Origin of the sequence: Streptomyces sp. NPDC020489, assembly GCF_044386545.1 — a bacterium.
Classification (GTDB): Bacteria; Actinomycetota; Actinomycetes; order Streptomycetales; family Streptomycetaceae; genus Streptomyces.
On record NZ_JBIRUZ010000002.1, the window covers coordinates 534,562 to 554,837 of the forward strand.

A 20,276-nucleotide genomic window follows, 5' to 3' on the forward strand; every position below is an offset into this window, starting at 1 on the left:
CCCCGGGTTCACGCCCGGCGCAGCGCAGCTCGGCCCGCGAAGCGCGCCGCGTCGCCCAACTCCTCCTCGATGCGGATCAGTTGGTTGTACTTCGCCGTGCGGTCGGAGCGGGAGAGCGAACCGGTCTTGATCTGACCGCAGCCGGTGGCCACCGCCAAGTCCGCGATGGTGGTGTCCTCCGTCTCGCCCGAGCGGTGTGACATGACGGCGGTCCAGCCCGCCTGGTGGGCCGTGGCCACCGCCGCCAGCGCCTCGGTCAGGGTCCCGATCTGGTTGACCTTGACCAGCACGGAGTTGCCGACGCCGGTGCGGATGCCCTCCCGCAGCAGCGTCTCGTTGGTGCAGAAGACGTCGTCGCCGGTGAGCTGGCAACGGTCGCCGACGCGGGCGGTCAGCTCGCGCCAGCCTTCCAGGTCGTTCTCCGCCATCGGGTCCTCGATCGAGACGACGGGGTACGCGTCGATGAGCTTGACCAGGTGGTCGGCGTGCTCGGAGGGCGTACGGCGCACTCCCTCGCCCGTGTAGTCGTACACCCCGTCGCGGAAGAACTCCGACGACGCCGGGTCCATGACGAGGCCGATGTCGGTGCCGGGGCGGTAGCCGGTGCGCTCGATGGCACGCATGACGAAGTCGAGCGCCTCCTCGGCGGTGCGCAGCGCGGGTGCGAAGCCGCCCTCGTCCCCGACGCCCGTGGAGTGCCCGGCGGCCAGCAGGTCGCGGCGCAGGGTGTGGAAGACCTCGCTGCCCATACGAACGGCTTCGGCGAAGGTGTCCGCACCCACGGGCGCGATCATGAACTCCTGGAAGTCCAGCGGATTGTCGGCGTGGGCGCCGCCGTTGACGATGTTCATCATCGGCAGCGGCAGGAGGTGGGCGTCGGCGCCGCCGAGGTAGCGGTAGAGGGGCTGGCGGTGGGCGGCCGCGGTGGCCTTGGCCGCGGCGAGGGAGACGCCGAGGATCGCGTTGGCGCCGAGCCGGGACTTCGTGGCGGTGCCGTCCAGGGCGACCAGCGCCGCGTCGAGTCCCGCCTGGTCCGCTGCGTCCCGGCCGCGCACGGACACCGCGATCTCTCCGTTGACGTGGGCGACCGCGCGGTCGACGCCCTTGCCGTGCCAGCGCGCCGCGTCTCCGTCGCGCAGTTCCACGGCCTCCCGGGCGCCGGTGGAGGCGCCCGAGGGGACGGCGGCGCGCCCCAGGGATCCGTCCGCGAGGACGACGTCGACCTCGACCGTGGGGTTGCCCCGGCTGTCGATGATCCGGCGGGCGGTGACGGTCTCGATGGCGGTGTCGACGGTCCTGGCTGCCGGTGCGGACATGGGAGGTCCTTCCCGTTGTCGTGTGCCGTGGCCCCGGCTGCGACAACGCTGGCGCTGGGCCCGACGAACCCAAACCCTACAGCAATGCTGAACAGTTCTGCTGCTCAGTTGTGCTGTACAGTCTTGCTGCGCAGGTCAGCTGCTCAGCCGTGCTGACCAGCGGGGTAAAGTGCCGTATGCCCATCCCGGAAGCCGCCGCCATCGCCGCCGAACTGCGTACGGCGATGGGCAAGCTCACCCGACGCGTCAAGCACGAGGACCGCATCCCGCTGGGCCAGGTCGCCGTGCTAGGCGCGCTCGACCGCAACGGCGCCATGACCACCAGCGACCTCGCCGCCGATCAGCGCGTACGCCCCCAGTCGATGGCGCGGGCGGTGGGACTGCTGATGGAACAGGACCTGATCACGCGCCGGGCGCACCCCACCGACGGCCGCAAGTCACTGATCGAGCTGACGGACGCGGGCCGCGCCGCGCTCGACGCGGAACGCGGCCGCAGGGCCGGTTGGCTCGCCCAGGCCATCGAGGCCGAACTGACCGACGAGGAACGGGCGTTGCTGGCCCGTAGCGTCGCCCTCCTGGACCGGCTCGCCACCCGCCGGCCGTCGGCGTAGGGCCGTCGGACATGGCCTCGAAATCGCTCTCCGTCACGCACCGGTGAAAGCGCCCCGCCGGCCGGGGCGTCCTCATCCAGCCGGAGGACAGCCGGTTGCGGTGGAGCGGTCCGGGAGGTAGCGGGACCGTTGCGCGGGCGTGAGCGGGGTGTCGACGGCCTGGCAGATCGTGCGGAGGGCACGCGTAGGGTCGGGCAGCTCGAAGTGGCGTTCCTCGTCGGCTTGTTGCCTCTGTGCGTGCTGACCTACCGGTGGGTCGAGGTGCCGAGCCAGGCCTGGGGCCGCGCTGTGATCCGCCGCGTTCGGTCGTCGTGAGGCTCCGCCCGCCGGGCGCCGCCGACCCGGACTCGTGCGCAGGGGACGGAACTTGACTCAATGGGTCGACGCGGGTGACAGGAAGTCCGTGAGTGCGCGGGTCAGTTCCTCGGGCGCCTGCTCGGCGACATGGTGCCCGGAGTCGATGCCGTGGCCGCGGACGTCGGTGGCCCAGTCGCGCCAGATCGCGAGCGGATCGCCGTAGAGGTCCTCCAAGTCGTCCTTGAGCGACCAGAGGATCAGCGCCGGGCAGGTGACGCGCCTGCCGGCGGCCCGGTCGGCCTCCTCGTGCCTGCGGTCGACGGTGAGGCCGGCCCGGTAGTCCTCCAGCATGGCCCGCACCACGTCGGGATTCCGGGTGGCCCGGCGCCACTCGTCGTAGTTCTCGCGCCCCATGACCTCCGGGTCGCCGCGGTACCAGCTGTCGGGATCGGCGGTGATGACCCGTTCGGGAATGTCCGGCTGCGCGAAGAAGAACCAGTGCCACCACTGCGTGGCGAACTCGGCCGTGATCCGGGACAGATGCTCCGTCAGGGGCACACAGTCCAGAAGGGCCACCCGGGAGACGGCCTCGGGGTGGTCCAGCGCCAGGCGCAGTGCCACATAGCCCCCGCGGTCGTGCCCGACGAGCGCGAACCGGGGGTGTCCCAGGTGCCGCATGACGGCCACCACGTCCGCGGCGACGGCACGCTTGGCATAGCCCTCGTGATCCGCCGTGAACTCCGGGCCTCGGGAGCGCCCGTACCCGCGCAGGTCCGGGCAGACCACCGTGTGCCCGGCCGCCACCAGCCGCGGAGCGACCCGGTGCCAGGTGGCGGACGTGCGGGGATGACCGTGCAGCAGTACCACCGGCGGGCCCTCACCACCGTGGCGCACGAACACGGACGCCTCCCCGACGTCGACCTGCGCCTCCTCGAACCCCTCGAACACGTCAGCCTCCTTCGGCCCCGGTCGGCACACCGGGTCTTGTCGTCGACATGCTGCGACTACGGTCAGGCGGCACGGCTACACCTGCCGTTACGCGCGCCCGGCCCCCCCTGCCGTCACACACGCACGGCTGCAACTGCCGTGCGTAGCAGGCGCCTTGCGGCTCACCGCCGGCACCCGTGAGCGGCTCTGTCCGGCTGGCGCGCAGGGCGCCGGTGGCGGGATGACGATGGCGGCGCTCAACCCCCTTGGAAGCCGTCGGCCCGGACGTGCGGCATGACCCTGCTCGTCACGCGGTAACGCTGGTTGGGGAGGTCACAGGACTTGGCGACGTGCACCACCAACGGCCCCGCCCACTCGTAGCCGTTCTTCTCGCCGTGCCGCGCCAGCCTGTCGGTCAGGACCTGCCCCACCCCGGCCCCGTTCCGGCTCAGCTCGTCGTGGACGTGTTCGGCGAGTTCCACGTCGTAGGCGTTCGGCACCACGACCCGGCTGCGACTGCACACCACGGCCTGGCTGTCGCACTCGCGCCGCAGCGCGTCGACCAGTTCGACCGGTTCCTTCGGAAAGATCTGCGCCAACAGCGCCTCTTCGACCCGCTCCAGAGTCCGTTCCCATGCCGTCAACGTGCCCATCAGTCTCGACTTCCCTTTCCTCGTCAGGGTGAGCGGCGCGACCCGCGCCCGACCGGCTTGCCACACCCGGCCGTGGTTCGGCGCCCCCCATGCGGGTGTCCGCGACGCGGCACCTGACTCCTCCTTCACCCGATGGCCGCAGCGGCCACGAGGAATCCACCCTTGCGGCCCTGCGTGGTTCACGGCATCCGGCGCCGCCCCGGCCCCGCGCCAACCCGTCCCCCGACTTCGGCTGAAGCGTTCGATCCGGTCCATGAGAGCCTGGGCCCTGAACATGATCGACGCGGAGCCCGGAGGCAGGGCATGACCATCAACCGGCCGGGGCTGCCCGGCGACTTGCCGTCGGCGCGGGTGCTGTGGGCGCGATGGGCGCTCATCGCCGTGCTGGAGGCCACCACGGCGGGCGAGCAGGCAGGCCGTCACCGCACGGGGACCTGGGTGGACGACCACGGGCTCCACCTGGACGACTCCGGCTGCACGTGGTGGGGCTTCGAGCGCCGGGGCGAAGGACGCTGGGTGCTCTACGGCGAGGACGAGTCGAGCGGCGTGAAGTGGCACCAGCCCCCGGTCGACATGCTCGCCGGCGCCCCCGACTGGCTGCCCCGCGAACGGCTGGAGGACCTGCTCAGCGGCGCCGAACTGGGCTGCGTCTACTGGTACGAGAACGGTTCCTGGGCACGCGCCCCCTACCCGGCGACCCTTCACGACGACGGGCTCGACTGCGGTATGAGCCGTTTCGTCGACACCGCGGACGTCCTCAGAACGATCGCCGACGAGGACCACGGGACCATGCCCGCCCATGACGCCGAGACACTGCTGAACCACGCCGAGACCTACCAGCTGACGCCCGACCTCCTGCTGTCCCTGGTCAAGGATCCCGACTGGCGGGTCCTGGACCGGCCCGCCATGACCAGAGCACTGGAACTGGCGGCGCTCGACGAAGGGAACTGAGCTGCGCGGCCCTGGGCAGGCGCCCGTTGGACGCCGTGGGAGGGGCACCGGCGGGCGCCGTCCATGTGCAGGGGCGGGTCGGCTTCCTCGGTGAGCGCCCTCAGGACTGTGGACGGCGTCGCTCTCGGTGGCCTGGGTGACGCTCACCACGGCGGGCACGCTGTGCACGCCCCAGGCGTTGTGGCGCAGTCCGGCCGGTGCCGTGATCCGCGGCAACCCGCACCCTCCTGGCGGTCGGCCACCGCCGTCGCTCCGCGCCCCCTCAGACCCGCGGCCGGGCCGCCGGGCCGGGCCGGACGGTCACATCCCGGGGCGTCAGGGCCACGCCCTCGCGCTCGCACGCGACGACGGCGCGGACCGGTGATCCGCACTCGGCGTGGCGGAGGTCCAGGACCGAGCCGTCGGGGTCGGGGTCGTGCGTCTCGCCCCACTGGCGCAGTGCGACGAGCACCGGCCACAGGTCCCACCCCTTGCGGGTCAGCCGGTACTCCTTGCGGGACCGACTGCCGGGCTCCTGGTACGGCACGGTCCGCAGGATGCCCGCATCGGTCAGCTTGCGGAGCCGGTCGCTCAGGACCGCCTCCGACAGGCCGATGTGGCGGCGGAACTCGTCGAACCGGCGGACGCCGTTGGCCGCGTCCCGCACGATCAGCAGGCTCCACTTCTCCCCCACCACGTCGAGCGTGCGCTGGACGGGGCAGTTGTCGGTGCTGAGCTCGACCCACTCCATCCGGTCATGGTAGCGACCTGGCTTCGTCATTGACAGTCAGCTGCACGCCGGGCTAGCTTCGGTCGACGAAGTCAGCAGGGAGGACGCGGGGACATGGGACGCACACGGACGTACACCTGGGACGACCCCGCGGTCACGGCCGCCGCGGTGGGCCGCTCCTCCGGCCTGGACTTCCTGCGCGATGTCCAAGGAGCCCGGCTCCCGGCCCCGCCCATCGGCGCCACCCTCGACTTCACGCTCGACGAGGTCGAGGAGGGCCGTGCCGTCTTCTCCCTCGTCCCGGGCGAGGAGCACTACAACCCGATCGGCAGCGTCCACGGCGGCGTCTACGCCACCCTCCTGGACTCGGCGGCCGGATGCGCCGTGCAGTCCACGCTCCCGGCCGGGATGGGCTACACCTCGCTCGACCTGAACGTGAAGTTCCTCAAGCGCGTCACGGTGGACACCGGCCCCGTCCGCGCCATCGGCACCGTAGTCCACCGCGGCCGCACCACAGCCCTCGCCGAGGCCACCCTGGTCGATGCCGAGGACCGGCTGCTGGCCCACGCGACCAGCTCGTGCCTGCTCTTCCCGCTGCCGCCCGGGGCCGCCTGAGGTCCCGACCACCCCCGCACGCACACGCCCCCTCCCCCGCGATCCCGCGCCGGGATCAAGGTCGAGCGGGCAGGGCCGCATTGATTGCGGCAGGTGTGGCACTTGACCTGGCATGCAAGGGATACGAGGCGCGGTCCAGTACGTCCGGCGACAGGTCGGGGCGGCCCGGACGGCCGTCCGTCGGGCGTGGACCGAGCCGGGTCGCGAACGGGATCTGGTGGTGCAGGCGCTCAAGGCGGCCCTGGCCGCGTGGGTGGCATGGCTGGTGGCGGGCTGGTGGTTGCAGGCCCCCATGGCGTTCGTCGCGCCCTGGGTGGCGATCCTGCTGGTGGAGTCGACCGTGTACCGGTCCATCGCACACGGCCTCCAGCAGCTCGCGGCCATCGCCACCGGCACGGTGGTGGCCACCTGCGTCGCGCTGCTGCTCAACTCCTCGATCACGGCCATGGCACTGGTACTGCCGACCGTGGTGCTGCTGGGCAACTGGCGCCGTCTGGGCAGCCAGGGGATCTACGCGGCCACGGGCGCCCTGTTCGTCCTCACCGGCGGACCCGTCACGATCGCCTCGTCGACGGCGCGCGTCGCGGAGGCCGTCTTCGGCGCGCTCGTGGGCATCGCGGTCAACGCGCTGATCCGGCCCCCGGTGTATCTGCGCAGCACCCGCGCCGCACTGGAGGACGCGGCCGAGGAGGCACGCGAGATCCTCGACCGCACGGCCGACCGGCTGACCTCCGACGACTGGGACCCCCACGGGGCGGACGAGCTGCACGAACAGGCACTACGGCTGTACCGGCTGGTCCACCAGGCCCGGGCCGCCGTCGACTGGGGCCGGGAGAGCCTGCGCGCCAACCCCCGGCGCCGCAGCCGCATGGTGTCCCCGCCCGGCCAGGACTACGACGACGCCGTCACCGTCCTGGACTACGTGGCCGTGCACATCACCGGCGTCACCCGCCTGATGCTCGAAGCCTGTCACGACGACCGCAAGAAACCCCGCCCGGGCCCCCGACTCACCAAGCCCTACGCGGAGTTCCTGCACACCACCGCCCGCGCCATCTGCCTCTACACCCGGACCCGGTTCGCCCCGGACGGACACGACGAGCGCGCGGAGCACGAGCTGCGCGAGACCGTCGAGGACCTGCTCGGCACGCTGGAGGACCTGCGGCAGCGGCTGCCCGGGGCGGTCCCCGCCGATCCCGAGGCGCTGGAGACGTACGGCACCCTGCTCACCCAGGCACGCCGCCTGGCCGACCAACTGGTCAGCCGGGACAGCTGACCAGGGCGGCTTCCCCAGACGGAGGGCCCGGAGTGAGAGGAGGCGGCCGGGGGTACTCGGACGCCGGACGAAGAGGTGACGTACGGGCAGGGCACGCACGCCGGGCACCGGCAGCGCGCCGCTTGTGACAGCGCACGGTCCTGCCCCGATGACCGTGGAACCGGTCGGCATGACGATCGTCAACACCTGACCACACACCAGTGAGGCCGACCATGAGCGAGCAGGGGCGGGACCCGCGCGACGGCCAGTCGCGGCAACGGAAACTCGGCATCTATCTCAACGATCACCTGGCCGGTGCGACGGCCGGAGCCGCGCTCGCCGAGCGCATGGCCCAGGAGCACCGGTCGTCGGCGTACCGCGCCGACCTGGAGAACCTGGCGGCGGAGATCGCCCGGGACCGTCGCGCCCTGTTGCGTCTCCTGGCGGACCTGGACGTGCCCGCCAGGCGGTACAAGCAGTACGGCGCGTGGCTGGTCGAGAAGGTGGGCCGACTGAAGCCCAACGGGCGGCTGCTGCGCCGTTCCGGCCTCTCCCTGCTGCTCGAGGTCGAGACCCTGCGGCTGGGGGTGCAGGCCAAGGCCTCGCTGTGGCACACCCTGCTCTCCGCGTCCGCCCAGGACTCACGTCTGGACGCCGACCGGCTCGAACAGCTGCTGGCGAGGGCCGAGCAGCAGATCAAGACCCTGGACGCCCTGCACGCGAGGGCCCTCTCCCCGCTGCTCTCCGCGGCCCGCTGAGCCACCTCAGTCGCTCGGGTGCGGTGCCCTCGTCGGTGGGTTCATGGCCCAGCGGATGGTCCGCGTCAGCACCTGGCCGGTGGGGCGTACGGCGACGCTCTCCACCAGGGGCAGTCGGGGCAGCCAGAGCATGCCGCGCGCCCAAGGCGGCAGCAGCGCGACGGCGTTGGCGGCCAGGCCGCCGTAGAAGGGGCGTACCGCGAGCGGGATGGGGGGCCGTAGGAGGAGGTACCGGGCCGTGGAGCGGGCCTCCGGGGTGGCGCGCAGTTCGGGGCGGTAGGCGGCCAGCCGCTCGGACAGTTCACGGCGGTCGCGTGGCGGGTCGGTGACGCCCAGGGCCTCGGCGACGCGCGCGGTGTCGGCCACATAGGCGTCGTAGGCGGCCGGCTCCAGCCGGTGGGCCCCGTAGCGTTCGTGGGCGCGCAGGAAGCTGTCCGTCTCGGCGATGTGCACCCAGGTCAGCAGGTGCGGGTCGGCCGCGTGGTACGGCACGCCCTCGGCGGTCGTCCCGCGGATGTGGTCGTGGATGTCGCGGACATGGTCCACGGCGCGCTGGGCGTCGGCGGCGGGGCCGTACGTCGTCACGGCCAGGAAGGTGCTGGTGCGCTGGAGGCGGCCCCAGGGGTCGCCGCGGAACCCGGAGTGTCCGGCCACCGCCGCCATGGCGAGCGGATGCAGGGACTGCAGGAGCAGTGCGCTGAGGCCGCCGATGAACATCGAGGCGTCGCCGTGGACCGTGCGGATGGGGCGGTCCTGCGCGAACCAGCGGGGCCCGGGGGTGCCGTGGATGCGCGCGCGGTTCGCCGGTCCGTCGGGTCCCGCGACCCGCCGGAACAGGGCCTGGCCCAGCTGTTCGCGCACCGTCGTCAGCACGGCAGCCCCTCCCTGTCGGACGCGGGCCACACGTAAGGCAGGTCGTCGGGTACACCGGGGAACAGCTCGGCGTACACCTCGGGGGCCTTGCGGACCAGCGCCGAGCGGTGGCTTTCGTGGAAGGCGTCGTCGCCGTGCCAGGGCGGCAGTTCGCCGGCGGCGGTCAGTTCCGCCTGGTCGCGGATGTGGGCGCCGGGCCGCGACTCGGCCCACCCGGCGACCAGCGAGGCCGCGCAGCTGTCCTGGTGCCCCTGTTCGCGCCAGACCCGGCAGATCTCCAGGCCGTACCGGACGAGTGCCTCCTCGTACCCCGCCCACATCCGTACCGCCGGATGCCGACGCCAGCCGTAGCCGGGCACCGTCAGGCCGCGCAGGACCTGGAGTGCCTCGACCCGCTGCTTGCCGAGCCGTCGCCGGTCCAGCAGCAGGGCCGTCTGCCGGAAGTCGGGGTGGGGCAGGAAGGTCTGCATGGGTGGCCGGCTCACTTCCCGCGCGGCGCGGACGGTCTGTGGACGGCCGTGCCGCCGGACCGCGCGCCGCGCACCTCGTGCTGCCGATCACCGGGCAGGGCGTCGACGGTCGTGTTCCTCGCCTTGTTCGTCATCGCGGTACCTGTGTCCTTCTCGTGTGGGGCGTCAGGCGTACGGCTCGCCCACCGCGCGGTCGGCCAGGCCACCCGCGCCCAGCGGTCCGGTGTGCTCGAGGGACTGCTCGGCCTCCATGCGGGGCAGTGCCCGACGCGCCACCCGCAGCACGACGGGCGGCAGGGCCGCGCGCACCGGCTGGGTCAGCCGCAGCCAACCCGGCGCGTACACGGTCGTGCGGCGCCGCTCCATGCCGTCGACCAGGCGGGCGGCGACCGTGTGCACCGGGTACACCGTGCGGGCCGGGGCGGGCATGTGGGTGCGTAGTTCGCGCAGGACGGCGTACCGGTCGGCGTCGCGGATCATGTCGGTGTCGGTCCAGTTGAGATAGGCGATGCCCACGGCGACGCCCCGGTGTGCCACCTCCGCCCGCAGGGAGTGCGCGAAGGCCTCCGCTCCGGCTTTGGAGGCGCAGTAGGCGCTCATCAAGGGGGCTGCTCCGATGGACGCCAGGGAGGCGACCTGGAGGAAGTAGCCCGCCGTGTCGATGAGGTCGGGCAGGAAGGCGCGGGCCGTCTGGGCGCTGCCGGTGAGGTTGACGTCGATGACGCGGCGCCAGGTGGCCGGATCCGAGTCGAGGAACGGGCCGCCCTCCGCGATGCCCGCGTTGGCCACCACCGCCGAGGGCCGGCCGAGACCGGTCCGTACCGTGCGGGCGGCCGCCGCGAGCGCGGCGGGATCCGTGACGTCGACCTCGATGGCCAGGGCCGGTGACGGCAGGCCGGCGGCCAGTTCCTCCAGGGCGGTCTTCTCGTGGCCGAGCAACGCGACCCGGGCGCCGCGACGGGCGAGGTCCCGGGCCATCGCCGCCCCGAGACCGCGAGCGGCCCCGGTGACGGCGACCGTGCGGCCGGCGAGCGGGCTGCTGTGCACGGGATGACCTCCCTTCCGTGGGCTGCGCGTCCTGACCACCACTTCGGCGCGGAAGTGGCGCTCGGATGCGTCTTACGTCCCGCGGGACGGCGGGCGCGCGGAGTGGTCGGGGTGGCCGCGGGTGCGGCGCGCCTCCTTCATCTCCGCCTCGTACAGGTGGTCGCGGCCCTGGGCGAGCTCCCGCACCGCGCTGGCCTCCAGGTGGTGGAAGGGTTCGTAGTAGGTGGCGTTGTAGGCCTCGATGATCTGGAACGTCCAGTGGCCGGGGATGACGTTGCGCCCGAGGATCTCCGAGCGGACCTTCTCGGCCCACTCGGGGTGGCCGGCGTCGTGCAGCAGCCGGACAGCGCGGTCCAGCTCCAGGTCCGCGGTCCCGGTCAGCTGATGGAAGTCGTACAACCGGCCTCTGGCACGTTCGGTCGTCTCCAGCGCCTTGGACAGTGCGCCGAGGGCTTCCACCAGCCTGCCGTCGACGTCGGCCGGGCGCTGGTGGCGCGGGTCGGGTCCGTCGGGGGTCTCCTGGTGGTCATCCATGTCTCCTCCTTCGCGGGGACGCCCGCCCGGGCCTCGTCGCGGTGGTGCCGTTCAACGTCGGGTGCCCGTGCGGTCGCGGCGGGTCAGCGCGCGCTGGGCGCGGGCCAGACCGGGTGGCCGATGGCGGTGCAGGGCGGCCCGTGCGGCGTTGGCCCCGGGCGCGCCGTGCACGCCGCCACCGGGGTGAGCGCCGGACGAGGCCAGGAAGAGCCCGGGGACGGGCGTCTCCGGGCGTCCGGTGCCCGGCAGGGGACGGAAGACGAGCTGCTGGTGCAGGGCGGTCGTACCGCCGTTGATCGCGCCTCCGTGCAGGTTGGCGTCGAGGGACTGCAAGGTCGGGGGTGCCAGGACGCGCCGCGCCCGGATCAGGGAGCGGAACCCGGGCGCGAAACGTTCCACCTGCTGTTCCACCCGGTCGGCCATGCGTTCCTGGTCCTTGGTGTCCCAGCTCCCGGTGATGCCCTCGTCCCCCGCGTCGGCGACGACCTCATGGGGGACGTGGGTGTAGGCCCAGGCGGATTCGGTGCCGTCCGGGGAGCGCGTGGCGTCGGCGGTGGTCATCTGGCCGAACAGCAGGAAGGGCCGGTCCGGGATCTGCCGCATGGAGATCTGCGCCGCGAACCGAGTGAGTTCGTCGATCCCGTCGGCGAGGTGCACGGTACCGGCGCGGGACGCTTGTTCCGCCTGCCAGGGCACCGGCCCGTCGAGGGCCCAGTCGACCTTGACGGTGGCGAAGTCCCACTGGAACCTGCGCAGGTCGTCCTGGAGCTGGGCGGGCAGATGCTCGGGGTCGACGAGGCCGCCGTACAGGGCGGGTACCGACACGTCGGCCAGCACCGCGCGGCGCGCCCGCACCGCGTCGCCGCCTGCCGTGCGCACCCCGACGGCACGCCCGCCCCGGACGACGACCTCCGTGACGCGCTGCCCGCAGCGCACTCGCCCGCCGTGGGCCTCCAGGCGGCGGGTCAGAGCCTCGGTCAGGGCGCCGGAGCCACCGACGGGGACGGGAAAGCCGTACGTCTGTCCCAGCATGGACATCAGCCAGCCGAAGCCGCCGCTGCCCGCCGCCTCGGGGGCGAGGTCGGCGTGCAGGGCGTTTCCGGCCAGCAGCAGCCCGCCGCCCTGGCCGCGGAACTCCTCCTGCCCCAGCCGGCGTACCGGCAGCACCAGGGTGCGGGCGGTGCGCAGCCCGCCCGCCGCCCGCAGCCGCAAGGCCATCCGGGCCGCCGCTCTGACGGGCGGGAAGGGGGTGAACAGCGCGTCCAGCAGATCCGGCCGCAGGTGCTCCCACATGTCGTGCAGCCGTCGCCAGGCGTCCCCGTCCCCCGGCGCGAAGGCGTCCAGGGAGGCGGCGGTGGTGTCGATGTCGCGGTCGAGGACGGCGCAGCTGCCGTCGCTGAGGGGGTGGGCGAGCACGCTGGGGGCGTGGGTCCACCGCAGCCCGTACGCGTCGAGGCCGAGTGCGGTCAGGGCCGGGGAGGCCGCGGCGAGCGGGTAGAAGGCGCTGAAGAGGTCGCTGACGAAGGCGGGATCGACGCCGCGGTCGTGGCGCACCGCGCCGCCCGGCTCCGGCTGTTCCTCCAGCACCTCCACGCTCCAGCCGGCGTCGGCGAGCATGTTGGCGGCCACCAGGCCGTTGGGGCCCGCTCCGATGACCACGGCGTCAGGCATGGCCGGGCGCCTCCGCACCGGTCGCCACCCCGGTGGGGCGCGGCTTCTGGTCGGTGACCCCCGCCTCGGTCTCGCACAGCCGGGCCAGCCTGGCGAGCATGGTGCGGTGCCGCAGCTGGATCAGTGCCTCGAAGCCGACGTTGTGCAGGCGTCCGCCCGCGCCCTGGAGCGGGTGCTCGTCCACGATCACCAGGCACTGCTCGCCCCAGGGGCGCAGTTCGATCGCGATGCGTGCCGTGCCCAGGGCGCCGGCATGGGCCTCCAGCTCCAGGGCGGCGCCCTCCTCGCAGCGACGCACGACCGTCTCGTTGACTAGCCGGGCCGGGCCCAGGCGGACCTCGAAGCGGATCGCCGCGTCCGTCTGCGGCCACTTCCCGCGGACCGGCTCGGATCGCGCGGTCCCGACCACCCATTCGGCGTAGCGGTGGCCGTCGGCGAGGACATCCCAGACGGCGCTCGGGGCGACTCGGATCAGACGATGACGTACGGCCACGATGCCTCCAAGGAGTGGTCCGGCCCGGGCGGCCCGTCGACCGCGCCCCGAGTGCCCGCACGGGACGGGTCCAACCGGCACCGCTGACGATGAGCCGTCCACCGGGTGACTCGAAGCGCGCGATCGGGGGAACCGGGAAGGAAGCCCTGACGGACGTGGGCAGCCCGGCCCCCGAAGCCCGGGCCGCCCGGTTCCCCCACCGGAGGAGAGGCCACCATGGCGCGCGAAGACGACTTGCGGCAGGCCGCCCCCGACGCACCGGGGACGCGTCCCGGCAGCGGCGGCGTCACGCGCCGGCGGCCCCTGCGCGAGCAGCACGTCGAGGAGACCGTCGAGATCGCGGTGCCGGTCCGTACGGCGTACAACCAGTGGACGCAGTTCCAGAGCTTTCCCCGGTTCATGAGCGCGGTGCGCCGCGTCGAACAGGTCAGGCCCACCGTGGTCGCCTGGACCCTCGGCTACGGGCCGCTGCGGCACCGCTTCGAGATGGAGATCGTGGAGCAGGACCCCGACGCCTACCTGGCCTGGCGCGCCCTGGAACGGCACCCCTCCCACCAGGGCGAGGTGGAGTTCCGGCCGACCGGGACGGGTGGCACCGCCCTCACGGTCCGGATGCTGCTCGAACCGCACGGTGCGGCGAAGGCACTCGCCCGCTCCTCCAAGGTCACCCGCGTGACCGCGCGGCTGGTGCACCGGGAGCTGACGAACTTCAAGATCTTCATCGAGGGACTGGGGCGGGAGAGCGGGGCCTGGCGCGGCACCATCCGCAACGGGCGAGTGCAGCACGACCATCCGGAACCGCCCCGGAGCCGCGTGGCCCAGTGGCCCGTCGGCTGACCCGCGTACCGGCACGGCGAGAGAAAGGCGAAGCGATGCAGAACCCGCCCGGCGAGGAGCCGGAGACGGCCCTCTCCGTGACACCGCCGAAGAAGTGGGCAGCGGGACTCCCCGCGGTCGCGCACGCCCTGGAGTACTCCCTCCAGCAGACCTCGCCGCGCAGGGCCGGGGTGGACCTGCTGACCATGAACCAGGTGGGCGGGATCGACTGCCCCGGCTGCGCCTGGGCGGACCCGGCCCCCGGGCAGCGCCATCGCAACGAGTACTGCGAGAACGGCGCCAAGCACATCAACGACGAGGCCACGACCCGCCGGATCACCGCCGACTTCTTCCGCGAGCACAGCGTCTCGGACCTGGCCGGGCGCTCCGACATGTGGCTCAACCAGCAGGGCCGGCTCACCGAACCGATGATCAAGCGGCCGGGCTCCGACCACTACGAACCCATCGGCTGGAACGACGCCCTGGGCGTGCTCGCCGACGAGCTCACCACGCTCGCCTCCCCCGACGAGGCCGTCTTCTACACCTCGGGCCGGGCCGGCAACGAGGCCGCGTTCGTCCTCCAGCTCTTCGCCCGCGCCTTCGGCACCAACAACCTGCCCGACTGCAGCAACATGTGCCACGAGTCGAGCGGATTCGCGCTGAGCGAGACGCTCGGCACCGGCAAGGGCACCGTCAGCCTCGACGACCTCCACCACGCCGACCTGATCTTCCTTGTCGGGCAGAACCCCGGGTCGAACCACCCGCGCCAGCTCTCCGCGCTGGAGGAGGCCAAGCGCAACGGCGCCCGGATCGTCGCGGTCAACCCGCTGCCGGAGGCCGGGCTGCGGCGGTTCAAGAACCCGCAGAAGCCGCAAGGTGTCCTCGGACGCGGCACCCAGATCGCCGACCGCTTCCTGCACATCAAGCCCGGCGGCGACCTCGCCCTGTTCCAGGCCCTCAACCTCCTGCTGCTGGAGGCCGAGGACGCCCGCCCCGGCACCGTCCTGGACCACGACTTCATCGACGCCCACACGGCCGGCTTCGAGGAGTTCGCCCAGCACGCCCGCACGGTCGACTGGGACGACGTGCGCGCGGCGACCGGCCTGACCCGCGAGGAGATCGAGAAGGTCCACGAGGACGTCCTGGCCAGTCAACGGGTCATCGTCTGCTGGGCGATGGGCATCACCCAGCACAAGCACGGCGTGCCCACCGTCCGCGAGATCGTCAACTTCCTGCTGCTGCGCGGCAACCTCGGGCGGGCCGGCGCAGGCGCCTGCCCCGTGCGCGGGCACAGCAACGTCCAGGGCGACCGCACCATGGGCATCTGGGAGCAGATGCCGGACGCGTTCCTGGACGCGCTCCAGAAGGAGTTCGGCTTCGACCCGCCGCGCCCGCACGGACTCGACTCGGTGAACTCGATCAAGGCGATGCGCGAAGGGCGCGTCAAAGTGTTCCTCGCCCTGGCCGGCAACTTCGTACGGGCCGCTCCCGACAGCGCGGTCACCGAGGAGGCCATGCGCTCGTGCCGGCTGACCGCCCACATCTCCACCAAGCTCAACCGCTCGCACACCGTGTGCGGTGACACGGCACTGATCCTGCCGACCCTCGGCCGCACCGAACGGGACGTGCAGTCCTCGGGCGAGCAGTTCGTCACGGTGGAGAACTCCATGAGCGAGGTCCACACCTCCCAAGGGCGCCTGGAACCCGCCTCCCCGCTGCTGCTCAGCGAGGTCGCCATCCTGTGCCGGCTCGCGCGCCGCACCCTAGACGGCCGCGCGGACATCCCCTGGGCCGACTTCGAGGGCGACTACGACACCATTCGCGAGCGCATCTCCCGTATCGTGCCGGGCTTCCACGACTTCACCGCGCGGGTGTCACGTCCCGGCGGCTTCCAGCTGCCGAACCCCGTCAACGAGGGCGTGTTCCGCACCGCGGTCGGCAGGGCGCGGTTCACCTGCAACGAGCCGGTGGTGCCCACGGCACCCGAAGGCCATCTGTTGTTGCAGACGCTGCGCTCGCACGACCAGTGGAACACCGTCCCCTACACCCTCGACGACCGCTATCGCGGCATCCACGGCAGCCGCCACGTAGTCCTCGCCAACCCCGCCGATCTCCCGGGCCTCGGCCTCGCCGAGGGCGACCGTGTCGACCTCGTGAGCGTCTGGGCGGACGGCACCGAACGCCGGGCCGAGGGCTTCACGGTCGTCCCCTACCCGACCGCCCGGGGCTCCGCCGCCGCCTACTACCCGGAGACCAACGTCCTGGTGCCCCTGCACAGCGTCGCCGACATCAGCAACCAGCCCACGTCGAAGGGGATCGTGGTCCGGCTCGAACCCGTCGGCGACGGGACGACTCCCCCAGGGCCCGGGCCTCAGGTGTAGGCGTCCTCGACGGCGACCTGCCGCACGGTGCGCAGTGTCGACCGGAGAGTGGTCAGATCGGTCGAGCCCAGGGCCAGGCGCAGCGCCTGAGGGGTGTGAGGGGTCGTGGTGAACGGCTCGGCCGTGCTCACCGAGATGTGGCGGCGCGCGAGGGTGGCGGTCAGACGGTCGGCGCGGGCGTCCTCGGGCAGCGTCAGCCAGGTGAAGTACGAGGAGGGGTGACCGACCAGGGGCAGCCCCGCCAGCTCCTGCCTGGCCACCGCCTGGCGGGCCCGGGCGTCCTGCCGTTTCCGCGCTTCCAGTTGGTCCACCGTGCCGTCGTCCAGCCAGCGGCAGGCGATCGCGGTGGTGAGCGCGGGGGTGTTCCAGGTGGTCGCCCTGATCGCGCGTTCCAGCGCGGGCACGAGGGACGGCGGGGCGACGACGAAACCCACCCGCAGGCCGGTGGCGACGCTCTTGGACAGCCCCGAGACATGGACGGTGACGTCCGGCGCGCTCGCGGCCAGTGGGGCGGGCGGGTCCTCGACCAGGTAGGCGTAGGCGCCGTCCTCGATGACGAGCGGGCCGTGCCGTCGGGCGATCTCGATCAGACGCGCGCGGTGGGATGACGGCATGACCCATCCCAGCGGGTTGTGCAAGGTCGGCATGACGTAGATCGCGCGCACCGGGCGGGTCGCGCACAGCCGCTCCAAGGCGTCGAGATCCGGTCCGTCGGCGGTGCTGGGCAAGGGCTGTAGGTCGAGGTGGAACGCCTGCGCGAGCACCTTGAAACCCGGATAGGTGAGCGCGTCGACCGCGACGACGTCGCCGGCGTCGAGCGCCGCCATGACGGTGACGGCCAGGCCGTGTTGCGCGCCGTTGACGATGAGGACCTGGTCCGGGTCAGCGGTGATCCCCCGGCGCCTCAGGTGGCGTGCGGCGGTGGCTCTGTCCTGGGCCCGCCCGCGATGCGGCTGGTAGCGCAGCAGTGTCTCCAGCTCACCGGAGGTGGCCACCTCACGCAGCGCCTGGCGCAGCAGGTCGGCCTGGCCGGGCAGCGACGGGTAGTTGAAGTTGAGGTCGACCGCGTCCGTGGCCACGACCTGGAGATCGATGCCGTGGCCGGCGGGCACCGCGAGGTCACGCACGAACGTGCCGCGGCCCTGCTCCCGGCTCACCAGGCCCATCGCCGCCAGCTCGGCGTACACCCGGGTCGCGGTCACCACGGCGATGCCCTCACGGGCCGCGAGGCCGCGGTGGGTCGGCAGTCGCTCGCCCGCGGCCAGGCGGCCGGTCCGGATGTCGGAGGCGAGCGCGTCGACCAGGGCTTTGTACCGTGGGGCAGCCATGCGCGGATTGTATCCATGACAATTCTTTGACTGTCCTGTTCTCGGGTCCCTAGCGTCACCCTCCACCGACCCGGAAGGACAGCCGCCATGCACATCGCGATCCTCACCTTCGAGGGCTACAACGAGCTCGACTCCCTGATCGCGCTCGGCGTGCTCAACCGCGTCAGGTCCGACGACTGGCGCGTCACCATCGCCACCCCCACCCCCAGGGTGACCTCGATGAACGGGGTGGTCATCGAACAGATGTCGACGCTGGAGGAGGCGTGCGCCGCCGACGCGGTCGTCGTCGGCAGCGGCATCGCCACACGCGAGGTCGTCGAGGACGCGGCGATCATGAATGTGCTGCGCGGTCTGGACCCCTCGCGCCAGCTCATCGCCGCGCAGTGCTCCGGCGCGCTCGTACTGGCGCGGCTCGGCCTGCTCGACGGCATCCCCGCCTGCACCGACCTGACCACCAAGCCCTGGGTCGTCGCCGCCGGCGTCGAGGTGCTCAACCAGCCCTTCCACGCCAAGGGCACCATCGCCACCGCCGGCGGCTGCCTGGCCTCGCACTACCTCGCCGCCTGGATCATCGCCCGCCTCAAGGACCACGACGCCGCCGAGGACGCCCTGCACTATGTCGCGCCGGTCGGCGAGAAGGAGGAGTACGTCGAGCGGGCGTGGCGCAACATCTCCCCGTACCTGCCCGCCGCGACTCCGGCGCTCGTCTGAGGCGACCCCGGGGGCGGCCGACCGGTGTACCGGCGGCGCCGTCGGCCCGTGCGAGGGGAGCGCGCCCGGCAACGGGTGCGCCCGGCTGCGGGTGCGCCCGGCAACGGGTGCGCCCGGCTGCGGGTGCGCATGGCAGCGGGCGCGTCCGGCAACGGGTGCGCCCGGCAGCGGAGTTCAGGCCGGGCGGACCGCGCCCTTGATGGCCGCCTGCCCGGCGAAGAACACCGACTCCTCGCGGATCTGTGCTCCCGGGCCGGGGGCGTGGATCATCATGCCGTTCCCGGCCCAGATGCCCACATGGTCGAGATCGTCGTGGAAGAAGACCAGGTCACCTATCTGGACGTCGGCGAGGGCGACCGGCATCCCGCATTCCGCCTGGGCCTGGACGGTTCGCGGGAGGGTGACCCCGGCGGTCCTCCACGCGGCCTGGGCGAGACCGGGGGCGTCGTAAGAACCCGGTCCGACCGCTCCCTTCACACACGGTCGGCCGATCTGGTCCCGGGCGAAGGCGATCACCCGCTCGGCCTTGGTGCTGCGACCGGCGTCCGTCGCTGCCCCGCCCGCGACGAACGAGGCGGGCATCGGGACGACGCCGAGGGACTCCGCCCCCGCGACCGGTGCCGCCGGAGCGGCAGCCCATGTCGACGCGGCGGGAGCGAAGGCCGTCGCGACGGCCGGTTCAGGGAGGGCCGGCGGGGCGGTGAAGGCGGGGGCCGGAGCGGTGAACGCCGGGGCCGTGGGGACGAATTCGGTGAACTCGGGGGTGGTGCCGGAGGGAGCCGGATTAGTGAACGCCGGGGCCGCCGGGACGAATTCGGTGAACTCGGGGGTGATGCCGGAGGGGGCGGGAATCGCGGGCAGGCCGGCTCCGTACGTCGTCGTGGCCGCATCCGAGGGCAGGCCGGCGGCGTGGGGAGGCATCGGCTCCGCCCACTGGCCGGCGGCGTACGCGGCCGGCGGGCTCATCACCCTCCCCACGCCGTACGTCGCCGCTCCGTCCGCGGCGATCCCGGGCTCGTAGCCGCCGGTCCGCGGTGTCACGGCCGACGGCTCGGACGGCGCCTGAGTCGCGGCGGTCTCGGGTCGCTCCCACGGGGCCGGGTTCTCTGCGATGACCGGCAGTTCGCCGGTACGCCACATGTTCTGGTCGACCACCGGCAGTTCACCGGTACGCCGCACACTCTCGTCGACGACTGGCAGTTCACCGGTACGCCACGCACCCTCACCGACAACCGGCTGCTCACCAGTGCGCCAAGCACCCTCGTCCAGCCCGGCGTCGGGTGCCGCGAGCGGCGAATCAGGTCCGGTGGCCTGCTGCGGCAGGGTCCCGGTGGCCGACTCCGGGACAGGCCAGCTGGTCAGCTCAGGCGCAGATGCGGTGGGTACCGCGGGAGTTGACGCGCCGGTGTCCCATGCTGCCGGAGCCGACGCCGACGTGGACGCTTCGAGGGCAAGGGCCTGCCCGGGGCGCTCCTCAACGCGTGCGGGACGGACCTCGGCCCGCGCGGGGCGCGCCAACTGCGGCGCACGGGACGGCATCCGCCCGGACGGCTGAGGCACCGCCACGGTCGGGCCCAGCTTGGCGCGGGCCATGTCGAACCAGCGCCGGGTCAGGGCCGAGAGCTCGGAGTCGGCCACACTCTGGGCCCGGACATCGCCGGAGGTGCCCCGCCGGCGGGGGATGGAGGCCGCGCGGGTCGCGTTGAAGGTTCCCGTGTCGCTCTCGGCCCGGTCGTAGAGGCTGTTGATCCGCCGGAGGACCTCTTCACGGCTAGGCGCCTCGCCCTCACGTGTCGGCGCGGCATCCGCGGACTGCGAGAGCAGGGGTTCCGGCGACATGGAACAGACTCCTTCCGTACGAAA

21 protein-coding genes are annotated in these 20,276 nt (G+C 72.8%); 8 read left to right on the forward strand and 13 right to left on the reverse strand.

Annotated elements, in window-relative coordinates:
• Positions 1-8: 8 nt before the first annotated feature.
• Positions 9-1,316, reverse strand: a complete 1,308-nt coding sequence (gene eno / locus ACH41F_RS06115) for a phosphopyruvate hydratase (RefSeq protein ID WP_391232136.1) — start codon at positions 1,314-1,316, stop codon at positions 9-11.
• 176 nt (positions 1,317-1,492) lie between these two features.
• Between eno and ACH41F_RS06120 the strand changes: the two genes are divergently transcribed.
• A complete protein-coding gene (locus tag ACH41F_RS06120) occupies positions 1,493-1,927 on the forward strand; it encodes a MarR family transcriptional regulator (protein WP_391232135.1) in 435 nt (144 codons plus the stop codon).
• Between the two features lie 372 nt (positions 1,928-2,299).
• On the opposite strand, the gene ACH41F_RS06125 is transcribed toward ACH41F_RS06120, so the two are convergent.
• Together ACH41F_RS06125 and ACH41F_RS06130 are read right to left on the reverse strand one after the other, a co-directional pair.
• Positions 2,300-3,172: an alpha/beta fold hydrolase gene (locus ACH41F_RS06125; RefSeq protein ID WP_398833370.1), complete on the reverse strand. Its 873-nt coding sequence runs from the start codon at positions 3,170-3,172 to the stop codon at positions 2,300-2,302.
• 236 nt (positions 3,173-3,408) lie between these two features.
• The gene (locus ACH41F_RS06130; RefSeq protein WP_391232132.1) at positions 3,409-3,804 is read right to left on the reverse strand and encodes an FhaA domain-containing protein; all 396 of its coding nucleotides are present in this window, start codon (positions 3,802-3,804) and stop codon (positions 3,409-3,411) included.
• A 303-nt stretch (positions 3,805-4,107) separates the two neighbouring features.
• On the opposite strand from ACH41F_RS06130, the gene ACH41F_RS06135 reads away from it, so the two are divergent.
• On the forward strand, positions 4,108-4,755 hold the full coding sequence (locus ACH41F_RS06135; RefSeq protein WP_391232131.1) for a hypothetical protein: 648 nt from the start codon (positions 4,108-4,110) through the stop codon (positions 4,753-4,755).
• Between the two features lie 262 nt (positions 4,756-5,017).
• Here the strand turns inward: ACH41F_RS06135 and ACH41F_RS06140 are convergent, their stop codons facing one another.
• Positions 5,018-5,485: a winged helix-turn-helix transcriptional regulator gene (locus ACH41F_RS06140; RefSeq protein WP_391232130.1), complete on the reverse strand. Its 468-nt coding sequence runs from the start codon at positions 5,483-5,485 to the stop codon at positions 5,018-5,020.
• Positions 5,486-5,578: 93 nt separating this feature from the next.
• Here ACH41F_RS06140 and ACH41F_RS06145 point away from each other — a divergent pair, with 93 nt between their 5' ends.
• The 3 genes from ACH41F_RS06145 to ACH41F_RS06155 all read left to right on the forward strand — a co-directional run bounded on the left by ACH41F_RS06145 (position 5,579) and on the right by ACH41F_RS06155 (position 8,089).
• A complete protein-coding gene (locus tag ACH41F_RS06145; protein WP_398833374.1) occupies positions 5,579-6,079 on the forward strand; it encodes a PaaI family thioesterase in 501 nt (166 codons plus the stop codon).
• Positions 6,080-6,191: 112 nt separating this feature from the next.
• On the forward strand, positions 6,192-7,352 hold the full coding sequence (locus ACH41F_RS06150; protein ID WP_398833377.1) for an aromatic acid exporter family protein: 1,161 nt from the start codon (positions 6,192-6,194) through the stop codon (positions 7,350-7,352).
• A 212-nt stretch (positions 7,353-7,564) separates the two neighbouring features.
• Positions 7,565-8,089: a hypothetical protein gene (locus ACH41F_RS06155; RefSeq protein WP_398833379.1), complete on the forward strand. Its 525-nt coding sequence runs from the start codon at positions 7,565-7,567 to the stop codon at positions 8,087-8,089.
• Positions 8,090-8,095: 6 nt separating this feature from the next.
• On the opposite strand, the gene ACH41F_RS06160 is transcribed toward ACH41F_RS06155, so the two are convergent.
• The 7 genes from ACH41F_RS06160 to ACH41F_RS06190 all read right to left on the reverse strand — a co-directional run bounded on the left by ACH41F_RS06160 (position 8,096) and on the right by ACH41F_RS06190 (position 13,177).
• Positions 8,096-8,962 (reverse strand): oxygenase MpaB family protein, encoded by an 867-nt coding sequence (locus tag ACH41F_RS06160; protein WP_398833382.1) that lies wholly within the window; start codon positions 8,960-8,962, stop codon positions 8,096-8,098.
• On the reverse strand, positions 8,956-9,432 hold the full coding sequence (locus tag ACH41F_RS06165) for an MSMEG_6728 family protein (RefSeq protein ID WP_391232124.1): 477 nt from the start codon (positions 9,430-9,432) through the stop codon (positions 8,956-8,958). Before ACH41F_RS06165 ends, ACH41F_RS06160 begins: the two co-directional genes overlap by 7 nt.
• An 11-nt stretch (positions 9,433-9,443) precedes the next feature.
• Positions 9,444-9,566 (reverse strand): hypothetical protein, encoded by a 123-nt coding sequence (locus ACH41F_RS06170; RefSeq protein ID WP_391232123.1) that lies wholly within the window; start codon positions 9,564-9,566, stop codon positions 9,444-9,446.
• A gap of 31 nt (positions 9,567-9,597) precedes the next feature.
• Entirely contained in the window at positions 9,598-10,479 is an 882-nt protein-coding gene (locus tag ACH41F_RS06175; RefSeq protein ID WP_391232122.1) for a short-chain dehydrogenase/reductase, read from the reverse strand.
• Positions 10,480-10,551: 72 nt separating this feature from the next.
• Positions 10,552-11,013, reverse strand: coding sequence for a hypothetical protein (locus ACH41F_RS06180; protein WP_391232121.1), 462 nt, complete (start codon positions 11,011-11,013; stop codon positions 10,552-10,554).
• A gap of 51 nt (positions 11,014-11,064) precedes the next feature.
• Positions 11,065-12,684 carry a phytoene desaturase family protein gene (locus tag ACH41F_RS06185; protein ID WP_398833387.1) on the reverse strand — a complete coding sequence of 540 codons (1,620 nt, stop codon included), beginning with the start codon at positions 12,682-12,684 and terminating at the stop codon, positions 11,065-11,067.
• Complete coding sequence (locus ACH41F_RS06190) at positions 12,677-13,177, reverse strand: SRPBCC family protein (RefSeq protein WP_391232119.1); 501 nt, start codon at positions 13,175-13,177, stop codon at positions 12,677-12,679. The genes ACH41F_RS06185 and ACH41F_RS06190 overlap by 8 nt, the downstream gene beginning before the upstream one ends.
• Positions 13,178-13,393: 216 nt before the next feature.
• Between ACH41F_RS06190 and ACH41F_RS06195 the strand changes: the two genes are divergently transcribed.
• Both ACH41F_RS06195 and ACH41F_RS06200 read left to right on the forward strand, forming a co-directional pair.
• Positions 13,394-14,014, forward strand: a complete 621-nt coding sequence (locus ACH41F_RS06195) for an SRPBCC family protein (RefSeq protein WP_398833390.1) — start codon at positions 13,394-13,396, stop codon at positions 14,012-14,014.
• Between the two features lie 35 nt (positions 14,015-14,049).
• Positions 14,050-16,374 (forward strand): FdhF/YdeP family oxidoreductase, encoded by a 2,325-nt coding sequence (locus ACH41F_RS06200; RefSeq protein WP_398833392.1) that lies wholly within the window; start codon positions 14,050-14,052, stop codon positions 16,372-16,374.
• On the opposite strand, the gene ACH41F_RS06205 is transcribed toward ACH41F_RS06200, so the two are convergent.
• Entirely contained in the window at positions 16,365-17,702 is a 1,338-nt protein-coding gene (locus ACH41F_RS06205; RefSeq protein ID WP_391232116.1) for an aminotransferase class I/II-fold pyridoxal phosphate-dependent enzyme, read from the reverse strand. The genes ACH41F_RS06200 and ACH41F_RS06205 overlap by 10 nt on opposite strands.
• 87 nt (positions 17,703-17,789) lie before the next feature.
• Between ACH41F_RS06205 and ACH41F_RS06210 the strand changes: the two genes are divergently transcribed.
• Positions 17,790-18,413 carry a DJ-1/PfpI family protein gene (locus tag ACH41F_RS06210; RefSeq protein ID WP_391232115.1) on the forward strand — a complete coding sequence of 208 codons (624 nt, stop codon included), beginning with the start codon at positions 17,790-17,792 and terminating at the stop codon, positions 18,411-18,413.
• 174 nt (positions 18,414-18,587) lie between these two features.
• On the opposite strand, the gene ACH41F_RS06215 is transcribed toward ACH41F_RS06210, so the two are convergent.
• Positions 18,588-20,252 (reverse strand): NlpC/P60 family protein, encoded by a 1,665-nt coding sequence (locus ACH41F_RS06215; protein WP_398833395.1) that lies wholly within the window; start codon positions 20,250-20,252, stop codon positions 18,588-18,590.
• Between the last annotated feature and the right edge of the window lie 24 nt (positions 20,253-20,276).

Excerpts from the sequence above, each read along its gene's own strand:
- eno (WP_391232136.1), bottom strand. The coding sequence starts at position 1,316 with ATGTCCGCACCGGCAGCCAGGACCGTCGACACCGCCATCGAGACCGTC.
- ACH41F_RS06120 (WP_391232135.1), top strand. The coding sequence starts at position 1,493 with ATGCCCATCCCGGAAGCCGCCGCCATCGCCGCCGAACTGCGTACGGCG.
- ACH41F_RS06130 (WP_391232132.1), bottom strand. The coding sequence starts at position 3,804 with ATGGGCACGTTGACGGCATGGGAACGGACTCTGGAGCGGGTCGAAGAG.
- ACH41F_RS06135 (WP_391232131.1), top strand. The coding sequence starts at position 4,108 with ATGACCATCAACCGGCCGGGGCTGCCCGGCGACTTGCCGTCGGCGCGG.
- ACH41F_RS06140 (WP_391232130.1), bottom strand. The coding sequence starts at position 5,485 with ATGGAGTGGGTCGAGCTCAGCACCGACAACTGCCCCGTCCAGCGCACG.
- ACH41F_RS06145 (WP_398833374.1), top strand. The coding sequence starts at position 5,579 with ATGGGACGCACACGGACGTACACCTGGGACGACCCCGCGGTCACGGCC.
- ACH41F_RS06150 (WP_398833377.1), top strand. The coding sequence starts at position 6,192 with ATGCAAGGGATACGAGGCGCGGTCCAGTACGTCCGGCGACAGGTCGGG.
- ACH41F_RS06155 (WP_398833379.1), top strand. The coding sequence starts at position 7,565 with ATGAGCGAGCAGGGGCGGGACCCGCGCGACGGCCAGTCGCGGCAACGG.
- ACH41F_RS06165 (WP_391232124.1), bottom strand. The coding sequence starts at position 9,432 with ATGCAGACCTTCCTGCCCCACCCCGACTTCCGGCAGACGGCCCTGCTG.
- ACH41F_RS06170 (WP_391232123.1), bottom strand. The coding sequence starts at position 9,566 with ATGACGAACAAGGCGAGGAACACGACCGTCGACGCCCTGCCCGGTGAT.
- ACH41F_RS06180 (WP_391232121.1), bottom strand. The coding sequence starts at position 11,013 with ATGGATGACCACCAGGAGACCCCCGACGGACCCGACCCGCGCCACCAG.
- ACH41F_RS06185 (WP_398833387.1), bottom strand. The coding sequence starts at position 12,684 with ATGCCTGACGCCGTGGTCATCGGAGCGGGCCCCAACGGCCTGGTGGCC.
- ACH41F_RS06195 (WP_398833390.1), top strand. The coding sequence starts at position 13,394 with ATGGCGCGCGAAGACGACTTGCGGCAGGCCGCCCCCGACGCACCGGGG.
- ACH41F_RS06200 (WP_398833392.1), top strand. The coding sequence starts at position 14,050 with ATGCAGAACCCGCCCGGCGAGGAGCCGGAGACGGCCCTCTCCGTGACA.
- ACH41F_RS06205 (WP_391232116.1), bottom strand. The coding sequence starts at position 17,702 with ATGGCTGCCCCACGGTACAAAGCCCTGGTCGACGCGCTCGCCTCCGAC.
- ACH41F_RS06210 (WP_391232115.1), top strand. The coding sequence starts at position 17,790 with ATGCACATCGCGATCCTCACCTTCGAGGGCTACAACGAGCTCGACTCC.
- ACH41F_RS06215 (WP_398833395.1), bottom strand. The coding sequence starts at position 20,252 with ATGTCGCCGGAACCCCTGCTCTCGCAGTCCGCGGATGCCGCGCCGACA.